Annotated in this window: 10 protein-coding genes and 1 riboswitch; of the genes, 3 read left to right on the plus strand and 7 right to left on the minus strand. The window is 32.2% G+C overall.

Annotated elements, in window-relative coordinates; genetic code table 11:
* Window positions 1-9: 9 nt before the first annotated feature.
* The 3 genes from sucC to ylqF form a co-directional block, all read right to left on the minus strand.
* Window positions 10-1,176, minus strand: coding sequence for an ADP-forming succinate--CoA ligase subunit beta (gene sucC / locus SH09_RS06760; protein ID WP_042738865.1), 1,167 nt, complete (start codon window positions 1,174-1,176; stop codon window positions 10-12).
* Window positions 1,177-1,283: 107 nt separating this feature from the next.
* The gene (locus tag SH09_RS06765; RefSeq protein WP_042738866.1) at window positions 1,284-2,057 is read right to left on the minus strand and encodes a ribonuclease HII; all 774 of its coding nucleotides are present in this window, start codon (window positions 2,055-2,057) and stop codon (window positions 1,284-1,286) included.
* A 6-nt stretch (window positions 2,058-2,063) separates the two neighbouring features.
* Complete coding sequence (gene ylqF, locus SH09_RS06770) at window positions 2,064-2,924, minus strand: ribosome biogenesis GTPase YlqF (RefSeq protein ID WP_042738867.1); 861 nt, start codon at window positions 2,922-2,924, stop codon at window positions 2,064-2,066.
* A 369-nt stretch (window positions 2,925-3,293) separates the two neighbouring features.
* On the opposite strand from ylqF, the gene SH09_RS06775 reads away from it, so the two are divergent.
* Together SH09_RS06775 and SH09_RS06780 are read left to right on the plus strand one after the other, a co-directional pair.
* On the plus strand, window positions 3,294-5,864 hold the full coding sequence (locus SH09_RS06775) for a YfhO family protein (protein ID WP_042738868.1): 2,571 nt from the start codon (window positions 3,294-3,296) through the stop codon (window positions 5,862-5,864).
* 44 nt (window positions 5,865-5,908) lie between these two features.
* Complete coding sequence (locus SH09_RS06780; protein WP_042738869.1) at window positions 5,909-8,524, plus strand: YfhO family protein; 2,616 nt, start codon at window positions 5,909-5,911, stop codon at window positions 8,522-8,524.
* Window positions 8,525-8,841: 317 nt separating this feature from the next.
* On the opposite strand, the gene rplS is transcribed toward SH09_RS06780, so the two are convergent.
* From rplS to rpsP, 4 genes are all read right to left on the minus strand, one after another.
* Window positions 8,842-9,192, minus strand: coding sequence for a 50S ribosomal protein L19 (rplS, locus tag SH09_RS06785; protein WP_042738870.1), 351 nt, complete (start codon window positions 9,190-9,192; stop codon window positions 8,842-8,844).
* Between the two features lie 103 nt (window positions 9,193-9,295).
* Window positions 9,296-10,033 carry a tRNA (guanosine(37)-N1)-methyltransferase TrmD gene (trmD, locus tag SH09_RS06790; protein ID WP_042738871.1) on the minus strand — a complete coding sequence of 246 codons (738 nt, stop codon included), beginning with the start codon at window positions 10,031-10,033 and terminating at the stop codon, window positions 9,296-9,298.
* Window positions 10,033-10,539, minus strand: a complete 507-nt coding sequence (gene rimM / locus SH09_RS06795) for a ribosome maturation factor RimM (RefSeq protein WP_042738872.1) — start codon at window positions 10,537-10,539, stop codon at window positions 10,033-10,035. Before rimM ends, trmD begins: the two co-directional genes overlap by 1 nt.
* Window positions 10,540-10,931: 392 nt before the next feature.
* The gene (gene rpsP / locus SH09_RS06800) at window positions 10,932-11,198 is read right to left on the minus strand and encodes a 30S ribosomal protein S16 (RefSeq protein ID WP_042738873.1); all 267 of its coding nucleotides are present in this window, start codon (window positions 11,196-11,198) and stop codon (window positions 10,932-10,934) included.
* Window positions 11,199-11,417: 219 nt separating this feature from the next.
* Window positions 11,418-11,519, plus strand: a riboswitch (TPP riboswitch).
* A 109-nt stretch (window positions 11,520-11,628) separates the two neighbouring features.
* Here rpsP and SH09_RS06805 point away from each other — a divergent pair.
* Entirely contained in the window at window positions 11,629-12,381 is a 753-nt protein-coding gene (locus SH09_RS06805) for a 3-oxoacyl-ACP reductase (RefSeq protein WP_042738874.1), read from the plus strand.

The raw sequence follows: 12,381 nt of genomic DNA on the forward strand, positions 1-12,381 counted from the left end.
ATCCTTTCCTTACGCTTCTTTTACAAGTTTTACGATTTTTTGTGCGCCTTCTGCCATAGTTGCAGCTGGTTCAATTGCTAAACCTGAATCTTTAAGAATTTGTTTACCTCTTTCAACGTTTGTACCTTCTAAACGTACTACAAGTGGTAATGTAAGTTCTACTTCTTTAACTGCTGCAACAATACCTTCGGCAATAATGTCACATTTCATAATGCCACCGAAGATGTTTACAAAGATACCTTTAACATTTTCATCACCTAAGATGATTTTAAATGCTTCAGTAACCTTTTCTTTAGTTGCGCCGCCTCCTACGTCTAAGAAGTTAGCAGGATTTCCTCCAAAATGATTAATTGTATCCATAGTAGCCATTGCTAAACCAGCACCATTTACCATACAACCGATATCTCCATCTAAAGCGATGTAAGATAAATCATATTTAGAAGCTTCGATTTCTTTTGGATCTTCCTCTTCTAAGTCACGTAATTCTTGGATGTCTTTATGTCTAAATAATGCATTATCGTCAAAGTTGATTTTCGCATCCAATGCTAAGACTTCACCGTCACCAGTTGTTACTAATGGGTTGATTTCAACAATAGAACAGTCTTTTTCAATAAATACATTATAAAGCGAGATTAAAAACTTAGCTGCTTTATTAATTGATTCTTTAGGAATATTAATGTTAAATGCAATTCTTCTTGCTTGATATGGTGCTAAACCAACAACTGGATCAATTGTTTCTTTGAAAATCTTTTCAGGTGTTTTAGCAGCCACTTCTTCAATTTCAGTACCGCCTTCTTCAGAAGCCATCAAAGTGACCCTATCAGTTGCGCGGTCAATTACAAAACCTACATAATATTCTTTTTGAATATCGCAGCCTTCTTCTATGTAAAGGCGTTTAATTTCTTTCCCTTCTGGGCCAGTTTGATGCGTTACTAAAGTTTTACCTAGCAATTCATTTGCATAAGTTTCAACTTCAGAAAGTGATTTTGCAATTTTTACTCCGCCTGCTTTACCTCTACCCCCGGCGTGAATTTGTGCTTTAACCACATACACATCAGATTGTAATTCTTTTGCCTTTTCTACTGCCTCTTCAGCAGTAAATGCTACACGTCCTTCTGGGACAGCAACGCCCATAGAACGAAAAATTGCTTTACCTTGATACTCGTGGATATTCATTCTCCATCCTCCTGTTTCTTAGGTTAAGTTCATAATCAATTATAAGAAATGAAAGCGCTATTGTAAACTGATTTAGCACACTTCTTTTAATTAATTTATAAAATTGATTAATTGAAATGTGATTTAATTGGTTCAAATGATTTTCTGTGTTCACTGATAATGCCGTACTTCTTAATTCCATCAAGATGTTGTTGTGTACCATAACCTGCATTTTTTTCAAAACCGTAAACATTATATTTTTTTGAAAGTTGTTTCATATATTGATCTCTATGTTCTTTGGCCAACACACTAGCAGCAGCGATTGAAATACTTTTAGCATCTCCTTTAATAATAGAGGTTTGTGGGATATCAATGTCTAATGCCATGGCATCAATCAATAAATGGTCAGGTCGTACATCAAGTGCAGCAATAGCTCTTAGCATAGCCAATTTAGTAGCCTCGTAAATATTAAATGTGTCGATCTCTTCAACAGAAGCAGAGCCATATGCATAAGCATATACTTTAGACTTTAATTCTGTTTCTAACTCATTGCGTTTTTTGGCAGAAAGTTGCTTTGAATCATTTAAACCCGTAAATTGATGGTCTTTATTTAAGATAACAGCACAGGCAACAACTGGTCCCGCTAAAGGTCCCCTGCCTACCTCATCAATACCACAAATGAGTGCTTCACTATTCTGTTTTAAAATATCATTTTCATAGCTAGACATTTCAACATATTTATCTAACAGTGCTTGTTCTTTTTCTAATTGTTTAATTCTTCGTTTTATAGCATTTTGAACACCTTTACGCTCATCTTGATAATAAGATTGTTCTTGTATAGACGTAATAGATTGTTGATTTTTAAGTAAATTGGTAATTTCAGCAATAGTTTGTTTTATCATAATGACCTATACATCCATTTCTTTAAATATATCAAATGTATAGGTTCCAATTTTAGCGTTACGTACTTCATGTATAATCAAATCGATTACAGCTTCATAATCTATTTCATTACCACGTCTTAGTAATCCTCTTCTTCTACCAATTGCATCAAACCATTCTAATATTTCAGCATCTTTATCTACATCTACATTATAATGTTTAGTTAGCCCTTCAAAATCATGTTCCTTTAGAAATTCAAGACCATATATTGCTACTTCATCTAAATGGACAATACTATCCTTTATCGCACCTGTTATACTTAATTTTTTTCCTACAAGTTGATCTTCAAACTTCGGCCAAAGAATACCCGGTGTATCTAGCAATTGTAATGCATTTCCTACTTTAATCCATTGTTGTTGTTTAGTAACACCTGGTGTGTTACCCGTTTTAGCAATAGATTTATTAGCTAATTTATTGATTAGTGTCGATTTTCCTACGTTTGGTATGCCGACTATCATTGCTCTGATAGCTCGTGGTTTTAGTCCCTTTGCTTTTTCTCTTTCAAACTTTTCTTTTGTCGCTTTGATGGCTACCTGCTCTACTAATTTCAAGCCTTTACCATGTTTAGCATCAATTGCTATAGGATAATATCCTTTCGATTTAAAATACGACTCCCATTTTTCTAATTCTTTAAGGTTTGCCATATCTTTCTTATTTAAGATAACAACACGTGGTTTTTGTTGAATGACTTCATCTATCATAGGATTTCTTGAACTATATGGAATTCGAGCATCAACAAGTTCGAATACAACATCCACTTTTTTAAGTTGTTCTGATACCTCTCTTTTAGCCTTAGCCATATGTCCTGGATACCATTGAATTACCATAATTATCACCTTTCTCAATTTGAAAACTTCATTAATTTCAAACATATCATTTAATGTTCATACTTTAGCTTATATTTATTTTTAAATAGACTATAAAATAATAACATGTACATGCACGCTTTAAAATGAATGACAGTATCTAAATTCATTATTAATCTTAATTTTACAATATAATTGAGTTATATACCTTATAAATCTATAAATACATAAGTTATTGAGATTTACTTACGAATTGATTGGGGTATAGCTAAAAATATATAGTATTATTAATTAAACAGTAAAATATATTTTATGTATTCAATGCTTATTATCATCGAGATTTACTTGAATCATAAATTACTTACTAAACATCGCTATAGGAGATAAAAAATGCGGCGCAAATTGTTATACATCATTTTGTTTATTAGCTTGGCTTTGATCGGTCATAGTTACATATTATATAGATTCATCGTCAATGGAGTCTTATTTACAGGCCCAAATGATGGCATGGAACAAATGGTACCGATACAGATGTTTTTATATGAAAACTGGAGCAACGGTAACTGGTTTTATTCTTCAAAATTCGGCTTAGGCGGAGATTTTTTCACAGATTTAAGTTATTACTTTTCAACCAATATTATATTTATACTTAATACTTTGGTCGTAGCACTGATTAAACTCGTTATTCCACTGCAGACAGAATCTGTTATGTTTTGGATAACCAATGATTTAATTGTATCTATTCTTAAATCGAGTTTAGCCATGTTAGCAACGTTTCTGTTTATGAAATATATTGCGCTTAATCGTAACATAGCAGTATTAACAGCGTTTGTATTTGTCATTTCTCCTTTATATTTTCGTTTCACGGTTTACTGGCCATTTTTTAGTGATATCTTCATTTTGTTACCACTGTTATTATGGTCTATTGAACGTATCTTAAAAAGGAAACAGTTTGGCTGGTTTATCGTCATTGTGACATTATCCTTAGTTAATAATTTCTATTTTGCTTACTATCAGTTACTTACTGGTTTAATTTATTTTTCTATTAGAATTATTTTTCGTCATCAACACGATATTTTATCAAGAAAAAGTACAATCAAATGTATTATCATTGCCGCATTATTGGCATTAGGAAACAGTTTATTCTTCTTTTTTCATGGAGTTCAAAGTTATTTAAATAATAGACGTATACCTTTTACAGGTACAGTCGACTGGTTTGAACATTTTGATCAAAACACGAATGTATTGTTTGATAATTATCTCATTGTAATTCTTTTTGTAACATTACAAGCTTTACTTACTTTCAAACTGTATAAACATTATTACTTTAAGTTATTTGCTTGTCTTACCATCGTATGTATCGCAGCTAATTTTTTACCATTTGTCGACCAATTATTTAATGGTTTTTCTGCACCACAAAAACGTTGGCATTACTTATTAGCATTTAATTCTGCAACAATAATTGGTTTATATGTTAAGTATTTTCGAACTTTAACAATTAAAAGCTATATTTTTCCATCAATTATAGCGTTAGCATGTATTTTTATAAGTAGTTGGTATTATCAAGAAGTCGTAGCATGGCTTTATTTTACACCTGTCGTAACGATAATTGGTCTACTTATTTTATTAGTGAAAGAGCCAGCAATCCGTGTTAAATTTACAAATTTCTATATCATCGCAGTAATGATTTTAGCTGTTTTAGTCAGCTTTGTATTTACTAGAAATCAAATATATTTTGAAGATCACGTTAACAGAGCTAACCGTTTTTATGCTACTTCTAGTCTCTATGATTCTCAGTTGCAACAACAACTTGTTAAAGCAATGAACGCGAGTAAAAAGGCAGATGAACGTATAGATTGGCGTGTAAACGAACAAGATAATACACCGATGTATCAACATTTTAAAGGTATGAGTGTGTACTCTAGTATTTTTGATCATAATATTCTAGATTACTATTACGACGATTTACAAATCAATCTAAAGAACGAATCTGTTAGTCGTTATCAATCAACGAATGGACGACAAAATGTTGCGAGTTTATTTTCAGAACGATTTTTAATGTTAAAATCATATCAATCTAATGTGCCGTATTATTTTAAAAAGATAAAATCACGAGGCCAATATCAAATATATGAAAACACCTTAAACTTACCGACCGTTAGAGTGACAAACAAAGTATATCGAGCTGAAGGTTTATACAACCCTATTGATCGAGAACACGCAATGTTAGATGGTATTGTAATATCTCATAAAGGTGAAAACTATCCTCAAAAAGCTAAAAACCTTTTGAATTCAACGACAATGAGTCATAAAAACATAAAATTAAGGCAAAATCATAGGATACAACTTACTAAAGCAACTGGTTCGCTACAATTAAAAATACCTAAAAATATCAGACAACAATATAAAGATTTTTACTTATCATTAATAGTTAAACGCGGCAATCCAGACAGTAATTATCTCGTAAATGTAAATGATTATATCAATAACCGCTTGTACAATAATTCTACATATCGTACAGGTGTCGATCATCAATTATACAGAGCGACACCCGACAAAAATGGAAATATTAATATCACCTTGAGTCCAAGGGGGAATTATCAATTTCAATTAAAAGGATTGTATGGAGAGAATTATCAACATCTTAAAAAAGCATATAATGTTAAAAAAAATCATGGTTCATATAAAGATATTAAAAATGGTGTAAAGGTTAAATTACAGCCTCACAAAAAGGGTATTGCAACTATAAACATTCCATATAGAGAAGGCATGTCTGCTTATATCAATGGACACAAAGTAACACCCTTTAAAGTGAATTACATGATGACAGGCGTTAAAGTGCCTAAACATTGTGATGAAATCATTATTAAATATCGCCCAAAATGGTGGTATAGTATGATTTTTATTTCTATAATAACAATTGTTATGAGCTTTATTTGGGTGAAAAAGATTAAAAAATGATTATATTTTTGGCAGAAGGAGTTAGTTGGAGATGAGGTTTATCCATGTTTAGCAAGCTTTGGAACAAAAAACATACCAGATTTGCATGTATATTTGCTATGGGGTTGATTGTTGCATTATTTACGTTCGCCCCTTACATCTATCGTTTTTTCTCACAAGGCATTGTGTTTAGTGGTTCAGGCGATGGTTATAGACAAATGATGCCATTTCAAATGTATTTATATGAACATTTTACAAAATTCAAAAGTTTCTATGACCATTCATTTGGTTTAGGTGGTGACTATGTTAAAGGGTTATCTTACTATTACGCTACATCACCCTTTACCTTAATTAATTTCATAATCATTTGGTTATGCGATTTTGTCTTTAAAATTAATCCACATCACATTGAATTTTGGGCATATAATCAGTTGATTGTTTCGTATTTTAAAGCTGCAATTACATTTGTTTGTGCGTTTTATTTTTTTAGATACTTAAAATTTAAATTTAATCATACATTAGTTGCTGCCTTTTTATATGCAGCTTCTACAGTTGTCATTCACTTTAATTTCACTTGGTCATATTATGGAGATTTATTAATTTTTTTACCCTTATCATTATTAGCAATTGAAAGATTCTTTAAAGAAAAGAAAATAGGTTTATTTATTATTGCAATTAGCCTAACGTTATTTTCTAATTTTTACTTTAGTTATTATGAAGCAATCATTTTAATGAGTTATTATATTTATCGATGTCTATTTCCACATCCTTTAGATAAAGTGACCATCAAACAAAAGCTATGGATTATACCAATTGCAGTAATACTTAGCACTTTAGTAGGTATATGGGGATTTTATACTGGTGTTTCATCATTTCTTGCTAATGACCGAGTCAGTAACCCATATTTTAAAATACCTTTATTTACTGATTTTGCACGACAAAAACATTTTTTCTCATATGGTTTTTACATAACTGTATCACTACTTGCACTTATAGCATTGTTATCATTCAAATTATATAAGCATTATTATTATAGGTTATTTGCAATCGCGACTTGGATTATGTTGTTAGGTTCATTAACACCCTACTTTGACAGTATGTTCAATGGATTCTCAACACCAGAACGTCGTTGGATTTATATTTTCGCACTAACAACCGCAGGATTAATTGCCTTATTTATCCGTTATCTGAATGAAGTAACATTTAAATCTTTCGTTACCTCTAGCATTGTACCGTTGCTGATAATGACGACTAGCTTATATTTCAAACAAAATTTACATATCACTTGGATGTTGATATGTTTAATATTAATTGTACTAATCGCTATACTTTTAAAGTATAGACATTTACTACACAACAAATATAGTTTTTGGATAATTGCCATATTATTAGTAATTCAGCAAGCTGTTATCTTAACTAACGATCATCATAATAATGTTAAAAGTTATGAATCAACCTTGGACGCCATGTCTGCATCTAAATACAAGAGTCCTACCTTAACTAAAAAAATAAATAAAATTAATAAAAATCACCAAGATGATCCACTTAGTAGAATAGATTATATGTCTAAATATGGATTAAATTCACCTATGTTATACCACTATAATGGTATCTCACTATACTCAAGTATCTTTGATGGATCAATATTGAACTACTATGATAAAACGATGCAAATTAATATGCCTATAGATAAAAACAGTACTTACCGTTTATTGTCCAACCGAGCAAATTTAATGGCACTTTGGAACGTTAACGATCGCATACGTCGTCCTAATGATTTAAACATTCCGTATGGGTTTAAGATACAAGATACAATTTACCATTCGAAAAATGAGCCTTTTATTCATTCAACAAATCAGATTAACTATCCAAGTGCACATTTCACTGATAAAATCTATCGCAATTCAGAGCTAAAGACACCCATCGACAAGGAACACGCTATGTTAAATGGAGTCGTGTTCTCAGATTCTAATCAAAAAGCAAACAGTCATATTACACCAAGTAAAAACCTATTGCCAGAAACAACTCATAATTTACGGAATGCCTATCGAAGTGGACATAATAAAATAACTGTCACTGAAAATAATGGCGGTATGACATACCAATTTCCAAAAGAAATCAGCGACAAATATCAAGATATGTATTTAGAAATGGATGTAGAACTATTAACACCAAGCAAAAGACATTATGTAGGTGTAAATGAATATGCACAACAACGTAACGAACTAAACTATAAATATCGTCGCTTTGTAACACCTGTAACTATGCGAGTTAAAGCCGATCAAGACTTGAAAATAAGAATGCCTAAAGGTACATATCGACTCAATGTAAAGGGCATATATGGTGAAGATTATCGTACCTTAAAGCGTGCGACGCGTTCATTAGATAAAGTGGCTGTAAAACAAACACGAAACGGCTACACGATACGACATAACACAAATAAAGATGGATATGTAGTACTACCTATTGCATATAGTAAAGGCATGCAGGCCAAATCAGGATCACAAGCGTTACCAGTCAAAAAAGGTAATGGGATTATGACCGTTATACCAGTTAACAAAGGTCAATCAACTATTAAATTAACCTATACGCCTCCACACACAATGCTATTAATAATACTTAGTATACTTGGCATTATACTTAGCATCATTTTTACTAAAATAGTATCAAAATTGAAATAAACATTTTTTGATAATTATATCGAAACAGATTAAGAGATACTTTATATTTTTTATTTAACAGACATCATCATGTAATTTAGTGCTTTTGCTTAAATTACATGATGATGTCTTTGATTTTATAGTATTTTAGCGAGACGCAGTGGAAGAACAGGTCAAATTGAAAACTATAGGCGTAATCTGCTCCCTAGGTGAACAAATTGACCATACAAAGTATTAAATAAAAATAGAGGAATCTTATACAATAACTTGTACAAGATTCCTCTATATTTTCAAGTGATACCCAATTTGGCACACCTTTTTTATTTCTTATTTGCTGATTAACGAATTTCTTTAATTCTAGCAGCTTTACCACGTAATTCACGTAAGTAGTATAATTTAGCACGACGTACTTTACCGCGACGTTTAACTTCGATTTTTTCAATCTTTGGAGTGTGTAATGGGAATGTACGTTCCACACCAACACCTGAAGAAATTTTACGTACAGTGAAAGTTTCTGAGATACCTCCACCACGGCGCTTAATTACAACACCTTCGAATACTTGGATACGCTCACGAGTACCTTCAATGATACGTACGTGTACACGTAAAGTGTCACCTGGACGGAACGTTGGTAAATCTGTGCGTAATTGTGATTGTGTTACTGCTTCGATTAATTTGTGATTACTCATTATTTATTCTCTCCTTCAACCTATGTTCTTGCCTCGACAAAATATAGCAGCGGATCATAGTGATTTTTCGTGTATTGCACACTTAAAATATATTAGCATATCGCTAATCATTTTTCAATTGCTTTTTATATCTTTCAATAATCTCGCGGTCTTTATCTGTTAACTGATAGCTTTCAAGTAAATCCGGTCGTTTTTCGTAGGTTCTAATTAGTTTTTGTTCATGACGCCACGCATCAATATGCGCATGATTTCCAGAAACTAACACGTCAGGTACGCCTAATCCTTTATAGTCTCGAGGTCGTGTGTATTGTGGAAACTCTAATAAGCCATCTTGAAATGAATCATCCTCATGTGATTGTTGATTTCCTAACACGCCTGGTATCAATCGTACAATAGCATCAGTCATGACCATTGCTGGCAATTCACCACCAGTAAGCACATAGTCACCCATAGAAATTTCATCCGTCACTAAATGTTGCCGTATACGTTCATCATACCCTTCATAGTGACCACAAATAAATACAAGATGCTCCGCTTCGCTTAATTCTTGCGCGATATCTTGGTTAAACGGACGACCTTGAGGACACATTAAAACCACACGTGTGTCTGGGGTCTTATCAATACTTTCCATTGCATTGAATACAGGTTCAGGTTTCAATACCATGCCTTGACCACCACCAAATGGATAGTCATCAACTTGACCATGTTTATTTTCAGCAAAATTTCTAAAGTTTACAGTATTTACCTGTAACACTGATTTCTCTTGAGCACGTTTTAAAATCGAATGACTCAAAACGCCCTCAAACATTTCTGGAAAAAGTGTTAAAAAATCTATTTTCATTAATCTAACAATCCTTCCATTGGTGTTATTGTGATACTTCTACCTTCCACATCGACATCTTTAACCACATCAGCAATATACGGAATAAGATATTCTTTATTACCTTTAACAACCCAAACATCGTTAGCACCAGTTTCAAATATTTCTGTCACACGTCCAATTGCAGTTCCTTCATCATCAAATACAGTACAACCTATTATATCTGAATAGAAATATTCATGTTCGGCTAATTCTATCTCATCATGATCACGTTCTTGTAATAATGTTGCACCCTTTAAATATTCTATATCATTAATATTATTAATTCCTTCAAACTTAAGCATATGCAAGCCTTTATGCATTCTGTGGCTACTAATCTTAAACGTTTCTGCTTCTTTACCCTCAGCTTGAATTATTACAGATTCTCCCGGTTGGAATCGAGTATCTGTAAAATCAGAATGTGATTTAATCTTAATTTCACCTTTAACACCATGTGTGTTTACAAATTTACCAATTTCAACTTTCATTATTTTTCCTCCGTCATCATTACAACTATCTTCATAGGTAATGAAACTAAATAAAATTCGTAATCCATTATAACATGGATTGAGATAGCTGTAATACGTTATCGTATAGAAGTAGTGTTTACTAAAATAAATAAAAATTATTCAAGTAACTCGAACAACTAATACAGTATTTCTTATTAGCAAGCCGCTAATTTCAGGCAATAAGTATTTTATTTCTAAGCTTAATATTACGGCTTAAATCACCCTATTTACCGTTTAGCCTTCAAATTCAATATTGACCAATAAAAAAAGATGATTTCTACTTTAGATAAAAGTAAAAATCATCTTCTAGACTATGTTATAACCTTCTAGTTCTAACATATTTAAAATAAATCAATACGTTCGATTTATTATTATTTTTGTTCGTCGAATTTTTTCAAGATACCTTCTCTTGATAAGATGTTACGTACAGTATCAGTTGGTTTTGCACCTTGTGATAACCATTTTAATGCTAATTCTTCGTCGATTTTAACTTCTGGTGCATTTACATTGTTAGGGTTGTAAGTACCGATTTGTTCGATGTTACGACCGTCACGTGGCGCACGAGCATCAGCTGCTACAATACGATAGAATGGATTTCTTTTTGAACCTAAACGTGTTAAACGTAATTTAACTGCCATTTATATTCTCTCCTTTATGTTCTTAATATTTTTATTTTCTACAAGAAATAATATTAACAGTTCTGTAGTACTTTGTAAAGAGTTTTTTCTTTACCAATATTGAATCTATATTTTTAAACTGTGACTTTTAGTCATACACCTGATTTGTATTTAAATTTAAACTTTTGCACAACTTGACATGGTTTATTAAAAGCTATACATTGAAGTTAAATTAAATAACGCATGCACTAGGGGTGTTTTTTAAAACTGAGATGAGCAAAACTCAAACCCTTCGAACCTGATCTAGCTAAGACTAGCGTAGGAAAGTGTTACCAATATGATAATGAAACTGATAGTCTTTTTTGACGTATTCATATACTTTTTGATACACAACTTTCCTAGAGAGGGTTGTGTATTTTTTTATTTAATAAATCAATGATGAGGTGAATATATGACTAAAACAATTTTAATCACAGGTAGTAGCAGAGGGTTAGGTGCAACGATAGCAAGAACATTAGCTACACAAGGTCATAATGTAATTATAAATTATTTTAAAAGTAAAGACTTAGCTAAACAACTCGTACGTGAAATTGGTGAATCACAGGCTATCGCTTTACCAGCAGATATTACTGATAGAAACCAAGTTGATGAAATGATTGCACATGCAACAGAACATTTTGGGCAAATAGATGCGGTGGTAAATAATGCGCTTGTAGGATTTAAATTTGATCCCACTGCACAAAAAGCATTTATAGACTTAAGTTGGGATGACTATCAACAACAACTCGACGGCACGTTAAAAGGAGCATTCAATGTGACTCAAGCAGTCATTAAACAATTTATCACAAGAAAAACAGGAACAATTGTTTCGATTGGTACAAACCTTTATCAAAATCCAGTCGTACCTTACCATGAATATACCACTGCAAAAGCAGGTTTAATAGGATTCACACGAAATATCGCCGCTGAATTAGGTCAATATGGTATTAATGCAAATGTTGTATCTGGTGGTTTACTAAAGACGACTGACGCAAGTGCAGTGACGACACAAGAAGTATTTGATCTTATTGCTCAAACCACGCCATTAAGACAAGTCACATCACCTCAAGATGTAGCAAATATGGTAAGCTACCTCATTTCTGATCAAGCTAAAGGGATAACCGGTCAGAACTTTACAGTTGATGGTGGATTAACAATGAATTAA

The sequence above is a fragment of the Staphylococcus gallinarum genome, from assembly GCF_000875895.1.
GTDB lineage: Bacteria > Bacillota > Bacilli > Staphylococcales > Staphylococcaceae > Staphylococcus > Staphylococcus gallinarum.